At 62.1% G+C, this 22,780-nt stretch carries 21 protein-coding genes; 7 read left to right on the top strand and 14 right to left on the bottom strand.

The window, feature by feature from the left end; genetic code table 11:
* Window positions 1-41: 41 nt before the first annotated feature.
* From tpx to HX869_RS04275, 11 genes are all read right to left on the bottom strand, one after another.
* On the bottom strand, window positions 42-542 hold the full coding sequence (gene tpx / locus HX869_RS04325; protein ID WP_134326424.1) for a thiol peroxidase: 501 nt from the start codon (window positions 540-542) through the stop codon (window positions 42-44).
* A 108-nt stretch (window positions 543-650) separates the two neighbouring features.
* Window positions 651-3,365: a cystathionine beta-lyase gene (gene metC / locus HX869_RS04320; RefSeq protein ID WP_178902785.1), complete on the bottom strand. Its 2,715-nt coding sequence runs from the start codon at window positions 3,363-3,365 to the stop codon at window positions 651-653.
* Between the two features lie 25 nt (window positions 3,366-3,390).
* Complete coding sequence (locus HX869_RS04315) at window positions 3,391-4,038, bottom strand: glutathione S-transferase family protein (protein WP_178902784.1); 648 nt, start codon at window positions 4,036-4,038, stop codon at window positions 3,391-3,393.
* 135 nt (window positions 4,039-4,173) lie between these two features.
* Complete coding sequence (locus tag HX869_RS04310; RefSeq protein WP_008435185.1) at window positions 4,174-4,770, bottom strand: cysteine dioxygenase; 597 nt, start codon at window positions 4,768-4,770, stop codon at window positions 4,174-4,176.
* Window positions 4,771-4,786: 16 nt separating this feature from the next.
* The gene (locus HX869_RS04305) at window positions 4,787-5,611 is read right to left on the bottom strand and encodes an amino acid ABC transporter ATP-binding protein (RefSeq protein ID WP_003207489.1); all 825 of its coding nucleotides are present in this window, start codon (window positions 5,609-5,611) and stop codon (window positions 4,787-4,789) included.
* The gene (locus tag HX869_RS04300; protein ID WP_178902783.1) at window positions 5,598-6,290 is read right to left on the bottom strand and encodes an amino acid ABC transporter permease; all 693 of its coding nucleotides are present in this window, start codon (window positions 6,288-6,290) and stop codon (window positions 5,598-5,600) included. The genes HX869_RS04305 and HX869_RS04300 overlap by 14 nt, the downstream gene beginning before the upstream one ends.
* On the bottom strand, window positions 6,280-7,014 hold the full coding sequence (locus HX869_RS04295; RefSeq protein WP_178902782.1) for an amino acid ABC transporter permease: 735 nt from the start codon (window positions 7,012-7,014) through the stop codon (window positions 6,280-6,282). The genes HX869_RS04300 and HX869_RS04295 overlap by 11 nt, the downstream gene beginning before the upstream one ends.
* Window positions 7,011-8,222 carry an aminotransferase class I/II-fold pyridoxal phosphate-dependent enzyme gene (locus tag HX869_RS04290; RefSeq protein WP_003207484.1) on the bottom strand — a complete coding sequence of 404 codons (1,212 nt, stop codon included), beginning with the start codon at window positions 8,220-8,222 and terminating at the stop codon, window positions 7,011-7,013. Before HX869_RS04290 ends, HX869_RS04295 begins: the two co-directional genes overlap by 4 nt.
* A complete protein-coding gene (locus tag HX869_RS04285; RefSeq protein WP_178902781.1) occupies window positions 8,219-9,640 on the bottom strand; it encodes an FAD-binding oxidoreductase in 1,422 nt (473 codons plus the stop codon). Before HX869_RS04285 ends, HX869_RS04290 begins: the two co-directional genes overlap by 4 nt.
* Entirely contained in the window at window positions 9,633-10,439 is an 807-nt protein-coding gene (locus HX869_RS04280; RefSeq protein WP_178902780.1) for a transporter substrate-binding domain-containing protein, read from the bottom strand. The genes HX869_RS04285 and HX869_RS04280 overlap by 8 nt, the downstream gene beginning before the upstream one ends.
* A gap of 3 nt (window positions 10,440-10,442) precedes the next feature.
* On the bottom strand, window positions 10,443-11,279 hold the full coding sequence (locus HX869_RS04275; RefSeq protein ID WP_177068285.1) for a transporter substrate-binding domain-containing protein: 837 nt from the start codon (window positions 11,277-11,279) through the stop codon (window positions 10,443-10,445).
* Between the two features lie 239 nt (window positions 11,280-11,518).
* On the opposite strand from HX869_RS04275, the gene HX869_RS04270 reads away from it, so the two are divergent.
* Complete coding sequence (locus HX869_RS04270) at window positions 11,519-12,379, top strand: LysR substrate-binding domain-containing protein (protein WP_003207477.1); 861 nt, start codon at window positions 11,519-11,521, stop codon at window positions 12,377-12,379.
* 3 nt (window positions 12,380-12,382) lie between these two features.
* On the opposite strand, the gene dnaQ is transcribed toward HX869_RS04270, so the two are convergent.
* The 3 genes from dnaQ to HX869_RS04255 form a co-directional block, all read right to left on the bottom strand.
* On the bottom strand, window positions 12,383-13,123 hold the full coding sequence (gene dnaQ / locus HX869_RS04265; RefSeq protein ID WP_162835175.1) for a DNA polymerase III subunit epsilon: 741 nt from the start codon (window positions 13,121-13,123) through the stop codon (window positions 12,383-12,385).
* Window positions 13,124-13,193: 70 nt separating this feature from the next.
* Complete coding sequence (gene rnhA / locus HX869_RS04260; RefSeq protein WP_003207474.1) at window positions 13,194-13,646, bottom strand: ribonuclease HI; 453 nt, start codon at window positions 13,644-13,646, stop codon at window positions 13,194-13,196.
* 101 nt (window positions 13,647-13,747) lie between these two features.
* The gene (locus HX869_RS04255; RefSeq protein ID WP_008435200.1) at window positions 13,748-14,506 is read right to left on the bottom strand and encodes a class I SAM-dependent methyltransferase; all 759 of its coding nucleotides are present in this window, start codon (window positions 14,504-14,506) and stop codon (window positions 13,748-13,750) included.
* A gap of 65 nt (window positions 14,507-14,571) precedes the next feature.
* Here HX869_RS04255 and gloB point away from each other — a divergent pair, with 65 nt between their 5' ends.
* The 6 genes from gloB (at window position 14,572) to HX869_RS04225 (ending at window position 22,779) form a co-directional block, all read left to right on the top strand.
* Window positions 14,572-15,339, top strand: a complete 768-nt coding sequence (gene gloB / locus HX869_RS04250) for a hydroxyacylglutathione hydrolase (protein ID WP_003207471.1) — start codon at window positions 14,572-14,574, stop codon at window positions 15,337-15,339.
* Window positions 15,340-15,437: 98 nt separating this feature from the next.
* Window positions 15,438-16,850: a lytic transglycosylase domain-containing protein gene (locus tag HX869_RS04245; protein ID WP_178902779.1), complete on the top strand. Its 1,413-nt coding sequence runs from the start codon at window positions 15,438-15,440 to the stop codon at window positions 16,848-16,850.
* A 168-nt stretch (window positions 16,851-17,018) separates the two neighbouring features.
* Complete coding sequence (locus HX869_RS04240) at window positions 17,019-18,848, top strand: extracellular solute-binding protein (RefSeq protein ID WP_008435204.1); 1,830 nt, start codon at window positions 17,019-17,021, stop codon at window positions 18,846-18,848.
* Entirely contained in the window at window positions 18,845-20,683 is a 1,839-nt protein-coding gene (locus HX869_RS04235; protein WP_178902778.1) for an extracellular solute-binding protein, read from the top strand. Before HX869_RS04240 ends, HX869_RS04235 begins: the two co-directional genes overlap by 4 nt.
* Window position 20,684: 1 nt before the next feature.
* Window positions 20,685-21,758 carry a microcin C ABC transporter permease YejB gene (locus tag HX869_RS04230; protein ID WP_008435207.1) on the top strand — a complete coding sequence of 358 codons (1,074 nt, stop codon included), beginning with the start codon at window positions 20,685-20,687 and terminating at the stop codon, window positions 21,756-21,758.
* Window position 21,759: 1 nt separating this feature from the next.
* Window positions 21,760-22,779 carry an ABC transporter permease gene (locus HX869_RS04225; protein ID WP_008435209.1) on the top strand — a complete coding sequence of 340 codons (1,020 nt, stop codon included), beginning with the start codon at window positions 21,760-21,762 and terminating at the stop codon, window positions 22,777-22,779.
* Window position 22,780 lies beyond the last annotated feature (1 nt).

Below are 22,780 nucleotides of genomic sequence, written 5' to 3'. Positions count from 1 at the left end.
CACGCGTGTTACTGCAAAACGACAGTAATGCGTAGTAACAGTTACTTCAAAACAGCCAGGGCTGCCTCGTAGTTCGGCTCTTGGCCGATTTCGCTGACCAGTTCGCTGTGCAGCACGTTGTCGTTCTCGTCCAGTACCACGACGGCACGGGCGGTCAGGCCGCGGAGCGGGCCATCAGCAAGCGCTACACCGTAGTCGACAGCAAAGGCTGCCTCACGGAAGTCCGACAGGTTCTTCACGTTTTCCAGGCCTTCGGCACCGCAGAAACGCGCCTGGGCAAATGGCAGGTCGGTGGAGATGCACAACACTACGGTGTTGTTCACGTCGTTGACCTGAGCGTTGAACTTGCGAACTGAAGTGGCGCAGGTCGGGGTATCAACGCTTGGGAAAATGTTCAGCACTTTGCGCTTGCCGGCGAAAGTCGCCAGGGTCGCGTCAGACAGGTCGCCGGCAGTCAGGGTGAAGTCTGGCGCCTTGGCGCCGACTTTCGGCAAATCGCCTTCGACCTGGACAGGGTTGCCTCGGAGGGTAACTTGAGCCATGAACGGAATCCTTCTAGTGGTGGTAGTGAAACGAATTTCAGGTGCCGAAGTTAAACACAAAGTTCGATTGGCACCTATGGGCGGACGCAAATTGTCATGCTGCGAGGCTCAACGCCCCGCCGCCACGAACCCGCGCTGCAGATCCTCGATCAACGCCTCCACATCCTCCAGCCCCACATGCAGGCGCACCACCGGGTTCAATCCACGGTCGGCGGCGTTCTGGCGATCCTGTGTATCGGCCAGGGTCACCAGGCTTTCAAAGCCGCCCCAGGATGCGCCCAGGCCAAACAGCTGCAGGCCGTCGATAAACCGTTCGACGTAGCCGGCATCCGCGCGGTCGAGTTCGAAGGACAGCAAACCGTTGCTCCCGCTGAAGTCACGCTTCCACAGCGCGTGGCCAGGATGCTCCGCCAGTGCCGGATGAAACACCCGCTTGACCTGCGGCTGCGCCTGCAACCACTGGGCAATCTTCAACGCCTGGCGCTCGTGCACGTCCAGCCGGGAAGCCAGGGTGCGTGCGCCACGCAGGATCAGGTAGGCATCGTCGGCACTCACTGCATTGCCAAAGGTATCGCTCATTTTCGCCAGGGCCGGCCATGCCGCTTCGGTGGTGCAGACGCTGCCCATCATCACGTCACTGTGGCCGCCAAGGTACTTGGTCAAGGCCATGATCGAGATGTCGGCACCCAGCGCCAGCGGGCGGTACAGGTACGCCGAGCCCCAGGTGTTGTCCACCGCCAACAGAATGCCCCGCGGCTTGCACAGTGCGGCTAGCGCGGGCAGGTCACACAGCTCATACAGCAGCGAACCCGGCACTTCGGCGTAGACCATTTTGGTGTTGGCCTGCAGTTGCGCTTCCAGGCCGCTGCCGTCCGGGGCGAAATAGCTGACTTCGATGCCGAATGGCTGGAGGAACTCCCGGGCCAGTTTGCGCACCGGCGAATAGACGGCGTCGGTGATCAACACATGGTCGCCGGGCCGCAGGTAGGCCAGGAACGTCTGCGCCGCGGCGGCGAGCCCGGTGCCATACAGCCGTGTGCGATAGCCACCCTCAAGTTCGGTGACCAGGTCTTCAAGGGCAAAAGCAGTGGGATTGCCGCGTGCGCCGTAACTCAGGACCCGCTCACTGTCGCGTCGGGAGCGGGCGTCACGCATCTGGGCCAGGTTGTCGAACAGCACGGTGCTCAGGCGGATGATCGGTACGTTCACCGCCCGACCACCATTGCCGCCTTCGGTACGCGCCGCGTGAATCAGCCGGGTACGCACCCGTGACGCGGGCAACAACGGCTTGAGACTGGCGATTTCCGCTTCGCTCATCTGTGCCAACAGGCCAATTTCCCAGGCGAGATATTGGCGGGCAGCGTCCTTGTTGCCGCTGTGGCGGTCGTGGGTGAAGAACAGGAAGTCGATGCACTGGTTGTCCGGAGGCGTTTGCGCATCCTCGATCACCGGCAAACCGGCCGCAACCCACGCGGCATAGCCGCCGTCGAGCAAGCGCACATCGTCGCCCATCCCCAGCGCAGCAAAAGCAGTTAGCGCCGGATCATCCGCCAGCAGCACCAACGGACGCGTACCGGCGGTCAACTGGGAACGGATCGACCAGCGCGAACCGGCAATCCGGCCCTTGCGATGGATCATGCTCGGGCGCAGGTCCACCAGGTCCACGGTGTCGTCCTTCAGCGCATCGGCCAGCGCCTGCACCGAGATCAGCGGCAGCGCGTCAAAGGGCACGGCCTCCTTGGCCTCCAGCGCCAATCCACTGTGGACGCCACCCTCGAGCACATACGCCTCATGCCCCAACTGCCGCAGCCAACTGGCGACAATCGGCGCACGCACACCATCACTGTCCAGCAGCACCACCCGCGCCTGACGCACGCCGATGTACAGGTCGGTGGACTGGATCAACTGCCCGCCCGGCGTGTGTTGCGCCCCCGGCAAACTGCCGGCGGCAAATTCTTCAGCGGTACGCACATCGCACAGGAACAGGCTACGGGCCGGGTCCGCCGCCCATTGCCGGACCTGCTCCGCCTTGACACTGACCACCCCTGCCCGCTCCGCCAACTGCCGGGCAGCTTCGCGCTGCCGACCCAGATCCGTCGAGACCTGGTCGGCATAACGCCGGGTGCTGCCATGCTCCAGCTTGAAGTCCGCCAGGTACCAACCCTGGGTACCGTTTTCCAGGGCATAAACCGGGTTCTTCACCCCGAGGTTGATCAACGTCTGGGCGCCGATAATGCTGCGGGTACGCCCGGCGCAGTTGACCACGATCGGCGTGGTTTCATCCGGCACCAGGTCGTGCACGCGGTAACCCAGCTCACCATTGGGGCAGCAGATCGAACCGGGAATGGTCATCTTGCGGTATTCATCGAACGGCCGACCGTCCAGCACCACCAGCGGCTCGCCCGTGGCCTGCCAGTCCGCCAGTTGCTGCGCGGTGACGTGGGGCGTGTGGCTGGCCTCTTCCACCAATTCGCCAAAGGCTTTCGACGGCACATGCACCCCGGCGAACAACTGCAAACCCGCCGCCTGCCAAGCGTTCGCACCACCTTCCAGTACATGCACATGGCGGTAGCCCAGCGCTTGCAAACGCAGTGCCGTGCGCGCAGCCACATCGCCGCCGTCCTGGTCGTAGATCACCAGGCGCACCCGGGGATTCGGTGCCAGGCGCTGCACCTCCAGTTCCAGGCGGCTATAGGGCAGGTTCACCCCGTGAAACAGGTGGGCCTCGCCGTATTGGCCATGCTCGCGTACGTCGAACAGGGCGATTTCCTGGCCGTCAAACAGCCATTGTTGCAATTGCCCGGGTGTGATGGTCTGGCTCATGGAAGTCCCGCAAAAAATAGATGGGTTACTGCAAGGCCAGCGAACGCTCGCCGGCGGCCACTTCACGGCCCTTGGCATAGGCCCGCTGGACTGCCGGGCGCGCCTTGATGCGCAGACGCCAGGCCTGGATGTTCGGGTAGTCCGCCAGGTCCTGGCCTTGGCGCAGGGGCTGGATCCACGGAAAAATCGCCATGTCGGCCACCGAATATTCGCCCGCCACATACGGCACCTCGGCCAGGCGCTGCTCCAGCACCCGATACAGGCGCGTGGCTTCGGCGTTCAGCAGGTCCAGGGCAAAGGGAATCGGTTCCGGGGCCTTCTCCTTGAACAGCTGCAACTGGCTCAGGTACGGGGTGATATGCCCTACCTGCCAGAACAGCCATTCCTGGACCTTCTGGCGCTCGGCGGTGCCGGCGGGCGGCAGGAAGCGCCCGGCCTGGTCGGCCAGGTAGTTCAGGATCGCCCCGGACTCGAACAGGCTCAGGGGTGCTTCAAGGCGGTGGTCGACAATCGCCGGAATCCGCCCATTGGCGCTGATGCACTGGAAGCTTTCCTGCTTCTGCGCGCCTTCGCGGATGTTGACCGGAATCAGGCGGTACTCCGCCTCCAGCTCTTCCAGCAGGATGCCGACTTTCAGGCCGTTGCCCGTAGGCCAGTAATACAGATCAATCATAAAAAACCCTGGATGAACGCTGATCCAATTGTGGGAGCGGGCTTGCTCGCGAATGCGGTGGGTCAGAAACGCATTCATTGGCTGACACACCCCATTCGCGAGCAAGCCCGCTCCCACATTTGATGTGTGTTGTGCTCAGGAATACGCCCGGATTGAAGGCGCCATCTGCGAGGCGTTGTAGTTGAGGATCCGGCCGTCTGCTTCAACGCCATAACGGCCATTGAGGGATTCCAGCGGCAAGCCGTACAGGTGGAAATGCAAGGTCGCCTGCTCACCCTCAACGCGAATCCCGTGCAGGTCTTCACCGAGGAACGAGATAGAGGTGCCCGGCTGCACGACGACTTCTTTCTCAAGGGTCAGGGTGGTGAAGCCTTCCTCACGCCCTTCATCGTTGCGGCCATACACGTAGTTGATTTCCTGGCCTTCAACGGCACTGATGATCGCCCAGGTTTCGTGGTTGTGCGGGAGGGTGCTTTTGCCCGGCAGCAACGAGTTCAGGTACAGGGTGGGCGTGTCGCCGTCGTCGTTCAGGCGATAGCGGAACGCGGTACTGCCCTGCCCCGGCACCGGCGCGGGGAATTCGCTGAAGTTGAACAGGTCCCGGCGCTCGGCCAGGGTTTCCAGCAGCCCGACGATTTCCACCAGGGCCGCGCGGTCTACGCCACGCTGGTTGATGACGCGGATCTGCTGCAGGAAGTCTTCGATAACGGCGGCACGGTTTGCGGTACTCATGACGAGGTTCCTCTTGTTAGACGGACAGGGTGTAGCGGCTCAGGTTGGTCAACAGGTACGGATCATTGGCGATCGGTGGCCGACGGCCGGGATCGCCCAAGGCATGGCGCAGGAATTCCTGGGTCCGTTCACTGGTGGGGCGCTGGAAGATCTGCTCGGCGCTGCCGTGCTCGACGATCACGCCGTTCTCGGTGAAATAGACGATGTCGCTGATCTCTTCGGCAAAGCGCATTTCGTGGGTCACCAGCACGCAGGTCATGCCTTCTTCGGTCAGCTCGCGAATCACCGTCAGTACTTCACCGACGGTTTCCGGGTCCAGGGCCGAGGTCACTTCATCGAACAGGATCAGCTCGGGGCGCATCGCCAACGCCCGGGCAATCGCCACCCGCTGCTGCTGGCCGCCGGACAATTGGCCCGGATAGGCATCGGCCTTGTGCTCCATGCGCACCTTGGCCAACAGCGCCCGGGCATCTTTCTCGGCATCGGCACGGTTGCGACCGAGCACCTTGCGCGGGGCGATCACCAGGTTTTCCAGCACGGACAAATGCGGGAACAGGTTGTATTGCTGGAACACAAAACCCACACGCTTGCGCAGCTCGATGCGCTGGGCTTCCTGGGTCAGCGTATCGACCCGGGTTTCGCCCACGCGGATGGTGCCGCGCTGGGGCTGCAACAGGCCGGTGATGCAACGCAGGATGGTCGACTTGCCCGAGCCTGACGGGCCGATGATCGACACCGCCTGGCCGCGATGCACGTCGAGGTCGATGCCCTTGAGCACCCGGTTGTCACCGAACGACAGCTGCAAATCCCGCAGGCTGACCAGGGGTTCAATAGAAGGCATAACGGCGCTCCAGGCGTTGGGTCAAACGGGAAATCGGGTAGCAGTAGGCAAAGAACAGCACCAGCAAACTCAGGTAGATCACCACGGTAAAGCCGGTCATGTTCACGGTGTTGCTGGCGATCTGTGCGGTGTCGATCACGTCGTGCACGCCCACCAGCGACGCCAGGGCGGTGCCCATGGTGACCACCGCGTAGAGGTTCATCCACGGCGGCAACATGCGCTTGAAGCACTGGGGCAGGATGATCGAGCTGAATATCTGGCCGCGGGTGAATGCCAGTGAGCGCGCCGCTTCCCATTGGGTGCTGGGGATCGAGCCGATGGCGCCGCGAAAGATCTCCGCCACGTTGGCGCTGGCCGGCAATGCCAGGCCAATCGTCACCTTGACCCAGTCCGGGAACGACACGTAGCTGCTGCCGATATGGATCTCGAACGGGAACACGTAGGTAGTGAAATAGATCAGCACCAGCCACGGTGCATTGCGGAAAACCTGCACCCAGATCCGCGCGGGCAACCGCAGCAGGCGCAACGGCGACAGGGTTAACGCGCCCACCATCAGCCCCAGCAGCGAGCCGAGACCAATCGCCACCAGGCTGATCAGGATGTTCTGGCCGAAACCAGTCACCAGCGCCGGCGACCATTGCAGCAACGCCGACAGCACCGGGAATGAATCAATGGCCATAGCCGGGCATCCTCAGGCGCGCTTCCAGCCAGCGCCCCACACAATTGACGGTAAAACTCAGCAAGCCGAAAAAGCTCAGGATCAGAATCATCAGCTCCAGCACATTGTCGCTCTGGGTCCAGATCATGATCGAGGCGTAGGTGATATCGCCCACGGCGATGGCCGAGGCCACGGCGGTCATTTTCACCAGGTCGATCAGGTTGTTGATCAGCGACGGCAGCGCGAAGCGCAGGGCCAACGGCAACTGCACATTCCACAGCAATTGCCGGCTGCTGAACGCCAGGGAGCTGGCGGCTTCCAGGGTCACGGCGGGCACCGCCTCGATGCCGGCGCGCAGGGCTTCGGCGTGGAACGCGCCCTTGTGCAGCGAAATCACGATCACCACCCAGGCAAACGGCGTCAGCGGGTTGGCCGCGCCGACGGCCTGGGTCAGCAGCATGTTCAACACCAGGAATGCGCAGTACAGCTGCACCAGGGTCGGCGTGTTGCGGGTGACTTCGATAAACACCCGCGCCGGTTTGGCCAGCCACGGGTTGCCGGAAGTCAGCAGCGCTGCCAGGCTGATCCCGGCCAGCAGGCTGCCGACGACGGTGAACAGGCACAACAGCACGGTGGTCAGCGCGCCCTGCTCCAGGGTGCCGCGCTGATAGGCATCCAGCAGGAAGCTGTAGTTGAGGCCGATACCGGCGGCCCAGTGCACAAAAAGCTCCAGCCAATGACTCATTCGACGCCCCGCAGCTTGCCGCAGGCGACAGCGATACGGCGGCCGGCCTCGGCCACGCTGTCGGTCGCCGTGGCGATGGACAGGCGAAACCACGGCGACAGGCCGTAGGCACTGCCCGCTACTCCGGCGACGCCCTCCTCCAGCAAGTACGCGACGACATCGCCATCATCGTTCAGGCGCTGACCGTCCGGGCGATAGCGGCCAAGCAACCCGGCGCAACGCACGAACACGAAAAAGCCGCCCTGGGGTTCGAGTACTTCCAGGCCCTCGACGGTGCCGAGGGCCATCATCAACAGGTCCCGGCGCAGTTGATAGGCCGCTACCTGCTCGGCCAAAAAGCCCAGCCCGCCGGTGAATGCAGCCAATGCAGCGGCCTGGCCCACGGAGGAAGCACCGGAGGTGGATTGCGACTGAACAACCGCCATTGCATGGGTCAAGGCCTGCGGCCCGGCGCCGAAACCGATGCGCCAGCCGGTCATGGCGTAGGTCTTGGACACGCCGCCCACCAGCAGGCAACGGTCCTGCAAATCCGGCGCAACGTTCAGCAGGCTCTGGGCCGGGCGCCCGTCGAAGCGGATGTGTTCGTAGAGTTCATCCAGCAGCACCAGCACCTGGGGATGGCGACGCAGCACCTCGGCCAGCGCATGCAGTTCAGCCTCGCTATACACCGCACCGCTCGGGTTGCCCGGGCCGTTAAGGATCAGCCAGCGGGTGCGTTGATTGATGTGTTGCTCCAGCTGGGCGGGCAGCAGTTTGCAGCCCTGCTCCAGCCCGCACTCGATAAAAACCGGCTCGCCACCGTTGAAGCGCACGCTGTCGGGGAACGACGGCCAGTAAGGCGTCGGCACCAGCACTTGATCGCCGTCGTCGAGGGTTGCGGCGAAGGCGTTGAAGATGATTTGTTTCGCGCCGTTGGCGATCACGATATTCGGCAGCGAATAGTCCAGGTGGTTTTCTTCGGCCAGTTTTCGTTGCACGGCCACGCGCAAGGCTTTTACCCCGGGTGTCGGCGTGTACTTGGTGGCGCCCGCAGCAATGGCTGCGCAGGCGGCTTGCTTGATGTGCTCCGGGGTATCGAAATCCGGCTCGCCGGTGGTCAGGTCCAGGATGTCGCGGCCGGCGTCACGCAGTTCCGTGGCGCGGGATTTGGCCGCCGCATTGGCCGACAGCGACACGCGCTGCACCCGCTTGGACAGGCGAACGGTCATGGCTGCACCTCAATGACTTTGCCGGGATTGAGCAGGTTTTTCGGGTCGAGGGCCCGCTTGATGCGGCGCATCAGGTCCAGTTCCACCGGGCTTTTGTAGCGGCCCAGCAGGCCGACCTTGCGCTGGCCAATCCCGTGTTCGGCGCTTATGGAGCCGCCGTGGGCATGGGCGCTGTCGTGTACCAGCAAGCTCAATTCGGCGTAGTTGCGCATGTGCTCGTCAACCGTTGAATCCAGCGGATGAGCCACGTTGTAATGCAGGTTGCCGTCCCCCAGGTGCCCGAACGTGAAGTTGCGAACACCGGGGAAATGCGTCTGCAACAGCGCATCGGTATGGGCGACGAAGGCGACGATTTGCGAAATGGGCACCGAGATATCGTGCTTCATATTGCGTCCGGCACGCTTCTGCGCTTCGCTCATGTTCTCCCGCAGCAGCCATAGCGCTTCGCTTTGCGCCAGGCTTTCGGCGATCAGTGCGTCGGCCAGCAGTGACTGTTCGAAGGCTTCACCGAGGACCGTTTCGAAGGCTTCGCGGGCGTGGGTTTCACCGTGGTTATCCGACAGCTCCAGCAAGGCAAACCAGGGTTGGCTGGCGTTGAGAAACGGTTGCGGGCCCTCGGGAAATTGCTCGCGTAACAACGCCAGGCAATCGGCGCTGAGCAATTCGAATGCAGTTAGGTTTGCACCAAAACCGGCGCGGGCATGGGACAGGAACGCCACCGCCTGGGCCAACTCGTCAAACGCCAGCAGCGCTGTCGCCTGGGCCTTGGGCAGCGGGAACAGCTTCAGGGTCGCGGCGGTGATAATCCCGAGGGTACCTTCGCTGCCCACGTACAAATCCCGCAGGTCGTAGCCGGTGTTGTCCTTGCGCAACCCTCGCAGGCCATTCCAGATTTCGCCTTCGGCGGTCACCACTTCCAGGCCCAGGGTCAACTCGCGGGTGTTGCCATAACGCAGCACGGCGGTGCCGCCTGCATTGGTGCCAAGGTTGCCGCCGATGGTGCAACTGCCTTCGGCGCCCAGACTCAATGGAAACAGGCGATCGGCTTCACGGGCCACGTCCTGGATGTTTTGCAGGATGCAGCCGGCTTCGACGGTCAGGGTGTCGTTGTCGGTATCGATCACGCGCACCCGGTTCATGCGGTCGAGCAGCAACAATACCGCGCGGCCGCTGGCATCCGGTGTGGCACCCGCCATCAGGCCGGTGTTGCCGCCCTGGACCACGATGGGCGCTTCCAGGGCGACACACGCACGCACCACGGCGGCCACTTCCTCGGTGTTGGCCGGATGCACCACGGCGATCACCTCGCCGGTGTAGCGGCCCTGTTTGTCGGTCAGGTACTGGGCGGCATCTTCACTGCGCTGCACATGGGCGGCGCCGAGCAGTTGTTGCAGGGTGGCGAATAGCGCTTCACTCATGGCTGTACTGCTCGTGCAGATCACGCAGGGCTTGGGACGGAGCCATGCCGGTACGTTCGCCGAGGGCGATCAACCAGCCGCTGCGATGCCAGTCGCGCACGATGGCGTCGAGCCTGGCCTGGGTGTCGTGTTCGCCTTTGCGGATCCAGATCACGGATTTGGACGGGATCAAATCCCCCGGCAACGGGATCTCGTAGCCGGACCATTCGGCATCGCCGAGTAGCGCGTGCATGGTCGGGCTGACGTGCACCGCCGCCACGCAGCCATTGCCGCGCAACGACAGCAAAGATTCGGACTGGCTGCGGAACGCCTTGATCTGCGCGCCGTAGGTTTCCTGCAACGGCTTGATGAAGTTGCTGCCCTGGGACACGCACACCGGCTTGTCCTTGAGGTCGGCCCACTGGGTGATCCCGGCGCCTTTGCGGATCAACGCCGCGCCGCCGACCTCTTCATAGGGCGTGGGCACGTAGTCGAGAATCTCGGCGCGTTCGTCGGTGTACTGCATGTTGGCGATCAGCACGTCGACCTTGCCCTGTTGCAGGAACTGCACGCGGTTGGGCGCCAGTACCGAAACGGTCCTGGTCTCCACACCCAGCGCCTGGCCCAGGCCCTTGGCCAGTTCGACGTTGTAGCCCAGGTGTTCGCCGGTCTTGGGGTCGATGGTGCCAAACGGCGGACCGCTGAGGATCACGCCGACGCTGATGGCGTGGCGTTGCTGGATCTTGTCGAGGGTGGCGTCGGCGTGGGCCAGGCTGGCGCACAGTGCCAGGCCCAAGGCAGTCAGGGTTCTCAATGTCATGTGTCAGGCGCCCTTGAACTGTTTCTGCAACTCCACCAGCGCCGGGGACGCCGGGGTGATGTGGTTGCGGGTCTGGGCTTCGATCAGCCAGCCGCTGCGGTGCAGGTCCTTGACGATGGGGTCGAGTTTGGCCTGGGTGTCGTTCTCGCCACGGCGGGTCCAGATCACCGATGGCGCAGGGTTCAGCTCGGGACTGAGGGTGCGGTAATCCTTCCATTCGGCGCTGTCGTTGATCAGCGGGTTGACCAGGGTGGAGTCATGCACCGCAGCGACGCAGTTGTTGCCGCGCAGGGCCAGCAGGGATTCCGAAGAGCTCTTGAAGGCCTTGATCTGCGCGCCCAGTTCGGTCAGCGGCTTGACGTAGCTGCTGCCCTGGGAGGTGCACACCGGCTGGTCCTTGAGATCTTCCCAGCGGGTGATCTTGCTGTCCTTGAGTACGGCAGCAGTGCCGCCGATCTTGTAGAACGGCGTCGGCACGAACCCGAGGATCTCGCCACGCTCGGCGGTCCATTCCATATTGGCGATCAGCAGGTCGACCTTGCCCTGTTGCAGGAACTGCACACGGTTGGCCGGCAATACCGGCACCAGCTGCACCTCGGCGCCCAACTGACGACCCAGCTCGTTGGCCAGGTCGACGTTCAAGCCCCTGGGCTTCTGGGTGGTGGGGTCGATGCCGCCAAACGGCCCGCCAGACAGCAGCACGCCGACCACCAGCACATGGCGCTGCTGGATCTTGTCCAGGGTCGCATCGGCCTGAGCCACTGCGCTGCCGCCCAGGGCGATCAACGCGCCCAGGACCACAGGCAACCTTCGTTTTACCGCCGCGCGCACAAACCCCATGGAACTCCCCTCATTAGCGATCGGCGTACCCCGACCTGATGTGGGGGCATGCTAGGGAGAGTGCCGGGCTAACGGAAATTCAAATATCTAATATCGTTATAACTTCCCGTATATGGACGCGCTGACTTTTGGCCATATACTCGAATTCATTAGCCCTCGTAAAAACCCGGCGCGACAAAACATAAACATCTGTAATGTTTATCTTCGCACCCTTGATATAAAAACGCCCTGGAATGGCCATGTCGACCCTCGATCTTGAACTGCTCCGCACCTTTATCGCCGTGGTCGACCACCACAGCTTTGCCGAAGCCGGCACTCACCTGGCACGCACACAATCTTCCGTCACCCAGCATATGCAGCGTCTGGAACAACAAGTGGGCGTCAGCCTGTTTGAAAAACGTGGCCGGCAAAAACAACTGACAGAACCCGGGATGCAGCTGTTGCGGCATGCGCGGCAGATGCTCTCGCTGAATGACGATGCACTCAATTCCTTGCGGGAAAGCAGCCTTAGCGGCGTACTGCGTATCGGCTCGCCCCACGACATCGCCGACACCATCCTGCCGCCGATCCTCAGCCACATCGCCCGCTCGGCACCGCGCCTGCGCCTGGAGATCGACGTCGGGCGCAGCCCGTTCCTGATGGATGACCTGCACCGGGGCAAGGTCGACATGGTGATTTCCACCCGCGCCGATGCCAACCTGGAGGGCTTTGCACTGCGCACCTCGCCGGTGTGGTGGATTTGTTCGGCGCAATACATTCACTCGCCAAGCGAGCCGCTGCCATTGATTCTGGTGGATGAGCCGAGCATTTATCGGCGCTACGCCCTTGAGGCGCTGGAACGGGCGAATATCCCGTGGCGCCAGGCGTACCTGGCATCGAACCTGATCGGCATCAAGGCCGCGACCCGCGCAGGGCTGGGCGTGACCCCACGGAGCATGGAGATGCTAGGGCCGGATATGCGGGTATTGGGGGAAAACGATGGATTGCCGAGGATGCCGGAGGTCACGTACTACCTGTGGATCCGTCCGAACACGGCGAACCCGATTGCGCGCAAGGCATATGACCTGATCAGGGCCAGCCAGGGGCTGGCGCTGGGGTGACGGTTATTGCTGGGTCAATTGGGTCCATAGCGCGGGTGCGCCGGCAGACTTGGCGATCGCCTCGAGGCGCGCTGCATGCTCGGCCATGTCCTGCTCGCTGGCACGAATGATCGTAGTGGGCTGGCGATCCGCTGGCAGGCGGCGGATTTCCGAAGGACGATTGCCCGAGCCTTCCGCCGAACCATTGCCGTCCGAGGCATTACCGGCCAGGGACAGGCTGGTCTGGCCACCGGTCATGGTCAGGTAGACGTCGGCGAGAATCTCGGAGTCGAGCAACGCGCCGTGGAGTTCACGGCCGGAGTTGTCGACGCCATAGCGTTTGCACAACGCATCGAGGCTGTTGCGCTGGCCCGGGTGACGCTCACGCGCCATCATCAAGGTGTCGAGGATCGAGCAGTGCCGGGTGATATCAGCCCGGTCGGTCTGCCCCATCAGCGCGAATTCGTTGTTGATGAAGCCAACGTCGAACGCCGCGTTATGGATGATCAGTTGCGCGCCGTTGATGAACTCAAAGAACTCATCCGCCACTTCGGCAAACCGTGGCTTGCCCACCAGGAATTCGTTGGTGATGCCGTGGACGCCGATGGCGCCTTCGTCACTTTCCCGGTCCGGTTGCAGGTAGACGTGAAAGTGCCGGCCGGTGAGGCGGCGGCCCATCAGTTCGACACAGCCGATTTCAATGATCCGGTGGCCGTCGGTCACCGGCATGCCGGTGGTTTCGGTATCGAGTACAACAGATCGGATGGCCATCAGGGTTCAGCTCTCAACGGTTTGGTACATTTCAAAGGGCGGGATCTTAACACGTCAACCGGCATCAGCTCTGTTTGTAGCCGCGCACTTCATCCACACCGCGGTTGGCCAGTTGGTCGGCCCGCTCGTTGCCGGGATGGCCGATGTGCCCGCGCACCCATTTCCAGGTGATGTTGTGGCGATTGCATTGCTCATCGAGCAATTGCCACAGGTCGGCGTTTTTCACCGGCTCCTTGGCCGCAGTCTTCCAGCCGCGCTTCTTCCAGTTGACCATCCACTCGTTGATGCCCTTCATCACGTACTGGGAGTCGGTCACCAGCAATACGTCGCAACGGCGCTTGAGCTCTTCCAGGCCACGGATCGCGCCCATCAGTTCCATACGGTTGTTGGTGGTGTTGGCTTCGCCGCCCCACAGTTCCTTCTCCACGCCCTTGCACACCAGCAAGGCGCCCCATCCGCCGGGGCCGGGGTTGCCCTTGCAGGCGCCATCGGTGAAGAGTTCTACGGTATCGGTCATTTCACTGTCCATTAAAGCGGGATCCATCAAAGCGGGTTGCCGATAATCGACCGACAAGTGCCCGAGGTCGAGAGGCTCGACCTGAAATCAAAAAGGTATGTTTACTGTTCGCTCTGCTTGCGATTGACCTTGGCCATCGGCATCGGCACCAGCTTGCCCATCGGCTCGCGACGCACCTGGCGCACCGGGCGCAGGCCAACGACGATCTTGCGCGCCACCAACAGGTAGAAACCCCCGCCGGACAATTGCCAGGCACCGGCCCTGCGTTCCCAGCCGGCCAGCCGGCCTTGCCACTTGGCAGACGCAAGCGGCGGACGATAGCACCCGAAGCGGCGTTTCTCCAGCGCAAAGCCCAGCAGGTTCAACCAGTCGCCGACTCGCGACGGCGAGATGCAGCGCGCCTGGCGCAGCCCGTCATGGGCGAACACATGGCGCAAGCCCCAACTGCTCCAGGGGTTGATGCCAATGATCAGCAAATGGCCACCAGGGCGCACGCTGCTGGCCGCTTCGCGCAGCAAACCGTGGGGCGACAGGCAGAAATCCAGGCCATGCTGCATCACCACCACATCGGCCGCATGTTCGCTCAACGGCCAGGCCTGCTCCTCGCAGACGATTTCAACCCCCGGCAGCGGCGCCCCCAGGCGCACATTGCGTTGCACCTGGGGTGCCGACGGCGGGGTTTGTGCCGACGGCCCGTAATGCACCAGGTAACCACCAAAGAACCGACCCAGCTCGTCTTCGAGCATGCGCCGTTCTTCATCCAGTAAAAATTGCCCGACAGGCCCGGACAGCCATTCACGGGCGGCACCGATCAGTGCCAGCCACTCGGGATCGGCCTGGGCGAACGCTTTATCAGTCATTGCATTCTCCAACGCGCCAAGAAGCTCTAAGATGCACCAATGTGTTCAGCTTGGCGAATCAAAGAATGATACAGATCAGTGCCCTGCCCGCCTTCACCGATAACTACATCTGGTTGTTACAGGATCAGCCGAACAAGCGCTGCGCGGTGGTCGATCCCGGTGATGCCGCGCCCGTGCTGGCCTGGCTCCAGCAGCATCCCGAGTGGACCCTCAGCGACATCCTAGTGACTCACCATCACCATGATCATGTCGGCGGCGTCGAGCAACTTAAAAGTGTTTCAGGCGCCACGGTCTACGGCCCGGCAAATGAAAAGATCCCGGCGCGGGACGTGGCACTCCAGGATAACGACCGCATCAACGTGCTGGGTTGGGACTTCGAGGTGTTTGCCGTACCCGGCCATACCCTGGGGCACATCGCCTTTTATCACGAGGGCGTGCTGTTCTGTGGCGACACCCTCTTCGCCGCCGGTTGTGGCCGCCTGTTCGAAGGCACCCCGCAGCAAATGCACACCTCACTGGAACGCCTGGCGGCCTTGCCGGCCAACACGCTGGTGTACTGCACCCACGAATACACACAAAGTAACCTGAAATTCGCCCAGGCCGTGGAACCGCATAACGCGGATATCGCCGAACGGGTGGAGAACGTGCGGCAACTGCGGGCGAACGGCCAGATAACATTGCCTTCGACTTTGGCCCTGGAAAAACGCACCAACCCTTTTCTGCGGACCTCTGAAACATCCGTTAAAGAAAAAGCGGACGAACGGAATGGCCGCGATAACCGGGCCGGGAGTGAGGTGTTTGCTAGCTTGAGGTCGTGGAAAGATACGTTCTAAGCGCGCGGAATTTAGTACGTAATTTCTGAATGGTTGACCGCAACCCACGCGCTTTCTAGAATCGCCCGACATTTTTGCCCGGAACTTACTTCCAGCCAATGTCGTCATCTATTCGTAAAACCAACCATTCAGACGCATTGACCCGCCTGGCTCAAGCCGTGGCGGTGGCTGTGTCCGCTACTCTGGCGGGCTGCCAATCGACCCATTTTGCCGCACAATCCACCGTGCAACCCAAGCCAAACCTTACCGCCAAGATCAAGCAAAAACCCCTTTGGCTATCAGAGAAGCCAAGCCCGGAAGTGCCCCAGGATGTCTGGGAACGCATGCGCCGGGGCTTTCAATTGCAGGACGGGTTAGGCGTCAACCCGCGCATTGAACAGCAACGATTGTGGTTTGCCAGCAACCCATCCTTCCTCGAGAACGCCGGCGAACGCGGCAGCCTCTACATTCATTACATCGTCGAACGCCTTGAAGAACGCAACATGCCGCTGGAGCTGGCGCTGCTGCCAGTGATTGAAAGTGCCTACAACCCAATGGCCTATTCCCGCAGCGATGCGGTCGGCCTGTGGCAGTTCGTTCCCGCCACCGGGCGCTATTTCAACCTGCGTCAGACCCGCGCCTACGACGGCCGCCGCGACATCACCGCCTCCACCACCGCTGCCCTCGACTACCTGACTCGCCTGCATGACATGTTCAACGGCGACTGGTTGCTGGCCCTGGCGGCTTACAACGCCGGTGAGGGCACGGTCAGCCGGGCCATCGAGCGTAACGAGAAGCTCGGTTTGCCGACGGACTACTGGAACCTGCCACTGCCCCAGGAAACCAAGGACTACGTGCCCAAGTTCCTGGCGCTGTCCCAGGTGGTGCTGGCCCCCGAGGCGTATGGCGTCAACTTGAACCCGATCGCCAACACGCCGTACTTCGAAGTGGTAGAAATCAAGACCAGCATGGACCTGTCACGGGTCGCCGCGCTGGCCGAGATTGACGAAGACGAACTGTTCCAGCTCAACCCGGCCTTGAAACAGCGCACCACCCTGGACGGCCCGCAGCATTTGCTGGTGCCGACGTCCAAGGCGCAGTTGCTGGCCAGCAGCCTTTCGGCGATGAAGCCCGAAGAATTGCTGAGCATGCGCCCGAAAAAGCCGGTGTTCGACGACGTTGAGCACAAGGCCATTGCCGGTCGCACCCGCAACTACAAGGTGCGCAGCGGCGACAACCTGACGCTGATCGCCAAGGCCAACAAGGTCGATGTACATGACCTGCAGCGCTGGAACAAGCTCAACGGGCAGGCGCTCAAGGTCGGCCAGACCCTGGTGATGCAGGACACCCGCAAGCTGGTGGCCAAGACCGACAGCAAGAAGCCGGTGCAGTACAAGGTCAAGAAAGGCGATTCGCTGTACATCGTCGCCAAGCGCTTCAACGTCGAGATGCAACATCTCAAGCGCTGGAACCCACGCACTGGCCAGGCGCTGAAACCTGGGCAGATGCTGGTGGTTTCCGGGCCGCGCTAAGCAGCAAACACGAGGGGGAACTGGCAACAGCTCCCCCTTTGTTCTTCACCCTGCCAACCCCCATCCAAGCCTGTAGTCTCCCTCCTGCGGCGCCAGCCTTTTTCCAATCGGAACAAGCTGTTACTGTACGGTTCATAAAGCCCAAGCCGCCTGGATCGGATCCCTGACTTGAAGCGTCCCCTCCTTCTACTAATAAGTCTGGCCTTGAGCTTTTCCGCGAACGCGACCATTACCGAGAGCCACGGTTATGCGCAGTTCGGCACGCTCAAGTACCCGGCCAAATTCACCCACTTCGACTGGGTAAACCCCGCAGCGCCCAAGGGCGGCACCTTGCGGGTCATGGCGTTTGGCACTTTCGACACCCTCAACCCGTACACCTTCAAGGGTTCCAGCCCGGTCTCCACCGCCAACTTCCTGCAATACGGCGTCAACGAGCTCAATGAGCCGCTGATGGTAGGCACCGGCCAGTACGCCCCCTCTGGCGATGAGCCGACTTCCAGCTACGGCCTGATTGCCCAATCGGTGGAATACAGCGAGGACCGCAGCTGGGTGGTGTTCAACCTGCGCCCTGAAGCGCGGTTTCACGATGGCAAGCCGATCACCGCCTACGACGTAGCGTTTTCCTATCGCACGCTGCTGACCGAAGGTCACCCGCAGTACCGCACCAACCTGCAGGAAGTGGCCCGGGTCGACATTCTTAACCGGCATCGCATTCGTTTTGTGTTCAAGCGCGCCGGCAACCCGTTGCTGATCCTGCGCCTGGGCGAGCTACCGGTATTGCCCCAGCATTACTGGAAAAACCGCGATTTCAAGGCCACCACCTTCGAGCCGCCGCTGGGCAGTGGGCCTTACCGCATCAGCAAGGTCAGCCCCGGGCGACAACTGGTGTTCGAGCGGGTCAAGGATTACTGGGGCAAGGACCTGGCGGTCAACCGTGGTTTGTATAACTACGACAAGGTCGAGGTGGAGTTCTACCGCGACAGCGACGTGGCCTTCGAAGCGTTCAAGGCCGGCGAGTTCGATATCTATATCGAGCACCAGGCGAAGAACTGGGCCAACGGCTACAACTTCCCGGCGGTCAACCGCGGCGATGTGATCAAGGCGCAGATCGCCCACCAGATACCGACCCAGAGCCAGGGACTGTTCATGAACAGCCGGCGCCCGGCCTTCAGCCAGGCCAAGGTCCGCGAAGCGTTGGGGCTGATGTTCGATTTCGAGTGGACCAACCGCACCCTGTTCAGCGGCGCCTATAAACGCAGCCTCAGCTATTACCCCAACAGCGAGTTCTCCGCCACCGGCGTGCCGACCGGCCATGAGTGGCTGATGCTGTCGCCCTATCGCGACCAACTGCCGGCCAACCTGTTTACCCAGCCATTCAGCCTGCCCCAGACCGACGGTCGTGGCATTCCTCGCGACACGATGCGCCGCGCCCTCGCATTGTTGGCGGACGCCGGCTGGAAGCTGTCCGGGCAACGCTTGCTCAACAGTGACGGGCAGCCGCTGAGGCTGGAGATTCTGCTGGTGAACCCGAACCTGGAGCGCATCCTGCAGCCCTATGTCGAGAATCTGACAAGCATCGGCGTCGATGCCCGCTTGCGCACGGTAGACCGCGCACAGTACAAACAACGCCTCGATCAGTTCGACTTCGACATGATTCTGATGACCCTCAACCAGACCCTCAGCCCCGGCCTTGAGCAGTGGCAGTATTTCCACTCCAGCCAGGCGGGGATCAAGGGCAGCAAGAATTACGCAGGCATCGCCAACCCGGTGGTCGACCACCTGCTGGACCAACTGCTGGCGGCGCAAACCCGTGAAGAACAGTTGGCCGCCGGCCGGGCGCTGGACCGCGTCCTGCTGTGGCAGCACTACAGTATTCCCAACTGGTACCTCAACTATCATCGCCTGGCGTACCGCAACCGGTTCGCCTTCGTCACCACGCCGCCCTACAGCCTGGGCCTGAGCGCATGGTGGCTGAAAGCTTCGGAGAAAGCCCAATGATACCTTTGCGTACTGCGATCCTTGGCAGCCTGCTGTTTTGCGCCGCGGCCAATGCGGCCCCGCAACATGCCCTGACCCTCTACAACGAACCGCCCAAGTACCCCGCCGATTTCAAACACGTCGACTACGTAAATCCGGATGCCCCCAAGGGTGGCACCTTCCGCGTATCCAGCATGGGCAGCTTCGACAGCCTCAACCCATTCATCAGCAAGGGCGTGCCGGCAGATGATATCGGCCTGATCTACGACACCCTCGCCCAGCAAAGCCTGGACGAACCCATCACCGAATACGGGCTGGTGGCCGGCAAGATCGAAAAGGCCCCGGACAACAGCTGGGTGCGCTTCTACATCCGCCCCGAAGCGCGCTTCCACGACGGCCACCCGATCCGTGCCGAAGACGTGGTGTTCAGCTTCCAGACGCTGATGAAGGACGGCTCGCCGATCTTCAAGACCTACTACGCGGATGTCGACGAAGTGATCGCCGAGGACCCGCTGCGGGTGCTGTTCAAGTTCAAGCGCACCAACAACCGCGAACTGCCGCTGATCCTTGGGCAACTGACAGTGTTGCCCAAGCATTACTGGGAGGGCCGCGACTTCTCCAAGGGCAACCTGGAGATTCCGCTGGGCAGCGGCCCGTACAAGGTGGCCGAGGTCAAGGCCGGGCGTTCGATCCGCTACGAGCGGGTCAAGGACTACTGGGCCAAGGACCTGCCGATCAACAAGGGTTTCTACAACTTCGATTACCGGGTCACCGATTACTACCGCGACAACACCGTGGCCCTCGAAGCCCTCAAGGCCGGGCAGTTCGATTACTGGCTGGAAATCAGCGCGAAAAACTGGGCCAGTGCCTACAACACCCCCGCCGTCACCCAGGGCCGCCTGATCAAGGAAGAAATTCCCAACGGCAACCCCACCGGCATGCAGGGCTTCGTGTTCAACACCCGCAAACCGATGTTCCAGGATGTGCGGGTGCGCAAGGCCATCAGCCTGTTGCTGGACTTTGAATGGAGCAACAAACAACTGTTCAACGGCGCCTACACCCGCAGCCGCAGTTATTTCGAAAACTCCGAGATGGCCGCCACCGGCCTGCCCGGCCCGGATGAGCTGGCGATTCTTGAACCGCTGCGGGACAAGATCCCGCCCCAGGTGTTTACCGAAGCCTTCGAGCCATCGAAGACCGACGCCAGCGGTATGATCCGCACCCAGCAGCGCGAGGCCTATCAACTGCTGCAAGAGGCCGGCTGGAAGATCGTCGACGACAAGATGGTCGACACCACCGGCAAGCCAGTGACCATCGAGTTCCTGCTGGCACAGACCGAGTTCGAACGCATCCTGTTGCCGTTCAAGCGCAACCTGGCAGACCTGGGGATCGACCTGGTGATTCGCCGGGTCGACATCTCGCAGTACATCAACCGCATCCGTTCGCGGGATTTCGACATGGTGGTGGGCAGCTTCCCGCAATCCTCATCGCCCGGTAACGAGCAGCGCGAGTACTGGAAGTCATCCAGCGCCGACAAGCCCGGCAGCCGCAACTACATCGGCCTGAAAGACCCGGCCATCGACCAGTTGGTGGAAGAACTCATCGACTCCGACTCGCGCAAGAGCCTGGTGGCCCACGCCAAGGCCCTGGACCGCGTGCTGCAGTTCGGCTACTACGTGATCCCCAACTGGCACATCAAGACCTTCCGCGTGGCGTATTGGGACCACCTCGGCCATCCGAAGGTCTCGCCACGGTATGACGTCGGCACCGCCACCTGGTGGAGCAAACCCGACGTGAAACCTGCGATAACCGTGGACACCAACCAGAGCGCCGATCCGGCGAGCGGGGGCGACTGAGATGCTGGCCTATATTTTTCGTCGACTGCTGCTGATCATCCCGACCCTGTTCGGCATTTTGCTGATCAACTTTGTGATCATCCAGGCCGCCCCGGGTGGCCCGGTGGAGCAGATGATCGCCAAGCTCGAAGGCTTTGAAGGCGCCACCAGCCGGATTGCCGGGGGCGGTGCCGAAGTCTCGGTGGCCGGTTCCAGCTACCGCGGCGCCCAGGGCCTGGACCCGGCGCTGGTGAAGGAAATCGAGAAGATGTACGGCTTCGACAAGTCGGCGCCGGAACGCTTGTGGATCATGGTCAAGAACTACGCCCGGCTGGATTTTGGCGACAGCTTCTTTCGCGATGCGAAGGTCATCGACCTGATCAAGGAAAAGATGCCGGTGTCCATCTCCCTCGGATTATGGAGCACCCTGATCATGTACCTGGTGTCGATCCCGCTGGGGATCGCCAAGGCTACGCGGCACGGCAGCCACTTCGACGTGTGGACCAGCTCGGCGATCATCGTCGGCTACGCGATCCCGGCGTTCCTGTTTGCGATCCTGCTGATCGTGGTGTTCGCCGGCGGCAGTTACTTCGACTGGTTTCCGTTACGCGGGCTCACGTCCAACAACTTTGATGAGTTGAGCTGGGGCGGCAAGGTCCTCGATTACTTCTGGCACCTTGCCCTGCCGGTGACCGCCCTGGTGATCGGCAACTTCGCCACCATGACGCTGCTGACCAAAAACAGCTTCCTCGACGAGATCAACAAGCAGTACGTGGTCACCGCCAAGGCCAAGGGCCTGACCAACCACCGCGTGCTGTACGGCCATGTGTTTCGCAACGCGATGCTGCTGGTGATTGCCGGCTTCCCGTCGGCCTTTATCGGCATCTTCTTCACCGGCTCGTTGCTGGTGGAAGTGATCTTCTCCCTCGACGGCCTGGGCCTGATGAGCTTTGAAGCGGCGATCAACCGCGACTACCCGGTGGTGTTCGGCACCCTGTTTATCTTCACCCTGCTGGGATTGGTGGTGAAGCTGATCGGCGACCTCACCTACACCCTGGTCGATCCGCGCATCGACTTCGCCAGCCGGGAGCATTGAGATGAATCTATCCCCCCTCAATCGTCGCCGGTTCGAGCGTTTCAAGGCCAACAAGCGTGGCTGGTGGTCGCTGTGGCTGTTTTTGATCCTGTTCGGCCTGAGCCTGGGCGCCGAGCTGATCGCCAACGACAAGCCGCTGGCGGTGCACTACGACGGCGACTGGTATTTCCCGGCGCTCAAGCGCTACCCCGAGACCACCTTCGGCGGCGAATTCCCGCTGGAAGCCAACTACAAGAGCCCGTATATCCAGGAGCTGCTCAAGGCCAAGGACGCGTGGACGTTGTGGGCGCCGATTCCGTACAGCTACCAGAGCATCAACTACGACCTGAAAGTTCCGGCCCCCGCCCCGCCGTCACGGGACAACCTGCTGGGCACCGATGACCAGGGCCGCGATGTGCTGGCGCGGGTGATCTACGGCTTCAGGATTTCCGTGCTGTTTGCCCTGACGCTCACCGTGCTCAGCTCGATCATCGGCGTGATCGCCGGCGCGTTGCAGGGCTTCTACGGTGGTTGGGTCGACCTGGCCGGCCAGCGTTTCCTGGAAATCTGGTCCGGCTTGCCGGTGCTGTACCTGTTGATCATCCTCGCCAGCTTCGTGCAACCCAACTTCTGGTGGCTGCTGGGGATCATGCTGCTGTTTTCCTGGATGAGCCTGGTGGACGTGGTGCGCGCCGAGTTCCTGCGCGGGCGTAACCTGGAATATGTGCGGGCGGCGCGGGCGCTGGGGATGCAGAACGGCGCGATCATGTTCCGCCATATCCTGCCCAACGCCATGGTCTCCACCATGACCTTCATGCCGTTCATCCTGACCGGGGCGATCGGCACCCTCACCGCGCTGGACTTCCTGGGTTTTGGCCTGCCGGCCGGCTCGCCGTCCCTGGGTGAACTGGTGGCCCAGGGCAAATCCAACCTGCAGGCGCCGTGGCTGGGCATGAGTGCGTTTGCCGTGCTGGCGATCATGTTGAGTCTGCTGGTGTTTATCGGCGAGTCCGCTCGCGATGCCTTCGACCCGAGGAAATGAG

It is taken from the genome of Pseudomonas sp. P7779 (assembly GCF_013386315.1).
Classification (GTDB): Bacteria; Pseudomonadota; Gammaproteobacteria; order Pseudomonadales; family Pseudomonadaceae; genus Aquipseudomonas.
The sequence above is the reverse complement of the archived record's forward strand: the minus strand, read 5'-3'. Positions and strand labels throughout refer to the sequence as shown.

Coding starts and splice junctions, on each gene's coding strand:
- HX869_RS04245 (WP_178902779.1), top strand. CDS start 15,438: ATGTCGTCATCTATTCGTAAAACCAACCATTCAGACGCATTGACCCGC.
- tpx (WP_134326424.1), bottom strand. CDS start 542: ATGGCTCAAGTTACCCTCCGAGGCAACCCTGTCCAGGTCGAAGGCGAT.
- HX869_RS04280 (WP_178902780.1), bottom strand. CDS start 10,439: ATGACATTGAGAACCCTGACTGCCTTGGGCCTGGCACTGTGCGCCAGC.
- gloB (WP_003207471.1), top strand. CDS start 14,572: ATGATACAGATCAGTGCCCTGCCCGCCTTCACCGATAACTACATCTGG.
- HX869_RS04295 (WP_178902782.1), bottom strand. CDS start 7,014: ATGAGTCATTGGCTGGAGCTTTTTGTGCACTGGGCCGCCGGTATCGGC.
- HX869_RS04300 (WP_178902783.1), bottom strand. CDS start 6,290: ATGGCCATTGATTCATTCCCGGTGCTGTCGGCGTTGCTGCAATGGTCG.
- HX869_RS04310 (WP_008435185.1), bottom strand. CDS start 4,770: ATGAGTACCGCAAACCGTGCCGCCGTTATCGAAGACTTCCTGCAGCAG.
- HX869_RS04315 (WP_178902784.1), bottom strand. CDS start 4,038: ATGATTGATCTGTATTACTGGCCTACGGGCAACGGCCTGAAAGTCGGC.
- rnhA (WP_003207474.1), bottom strand. CDS start 13,646: ATGACCGATACCGTAGAACTCTTCACCGATGGCGCCTGCAAGGGCAAC.
- HX869_RS04235 (WP_178902778.1), top strand. CDS start 18,845: ATGATACCTTTGCGTACTGCGATCCTTGGCAGCCTGCTGTTTTGCGCC.
- HX869_RS04225 (WP_008435209.1), top strand. CDS start 21,760: ATGAATCTATCCCCCCTCAATCGTCGCCGGTTCGAGCGTTTCAAGGCC.
- HX869_RS04230 (WP_008435207.1), top strand. CDS start 20,685: ATGCTGGCCTATATTTTTCGTCGACTGCTGCTGATCATCCCGACCCTG.
- HX869_RS04275 (WP_177068285.1), bottom strand. CDS start 11,279: ATGGGGTTTGTGCGCGCGGCGGTAAAACGAAGGTTGCCTGTGGTCCTG.
- metC (WP_178902785.1), bottom strand. CDS start 3,365: ATGAGCCAGACCATCACACCCGGGCAATTGCAACAATGGCTGTTTGAC.
- HX869_RS04290 (WP_003207484.1), bottom strand. CDS start 8,222: ATGACCGTTCGCCTGTCCAAGCGGGTGCAGCGCGTGTCGCTGTCGGCC.
- HX869_RS04305 (WP_003207489.1), bottom strand. CDS start 5,611: ATGCCTTCTATTGAACCCCTGGTCAGCCTGCGGGATTTGCAGCTGTCG.
- HX869_RS04270 (WP_003207477.1), top strand. CDS start 11,519: ATGTCGACCCTCGATCTTGAACTGCTCCGCACCTTTATCGCCGTGGTC.
- HX869_RS04255 (WP_008435200.1), bottom strand. CDS start 14,506: ATGACTGATAAAGCGTTCGCCCAGGCCGATCCCGAGTGGCTGGCACTG.
- HX869_RS04285 (WP_178902781.1), bottom strand. CDS start 9,640: ATGAGTGAAGCGCTATTCGCCACCCTGCAACAACTGCTCGGCGCCGCC.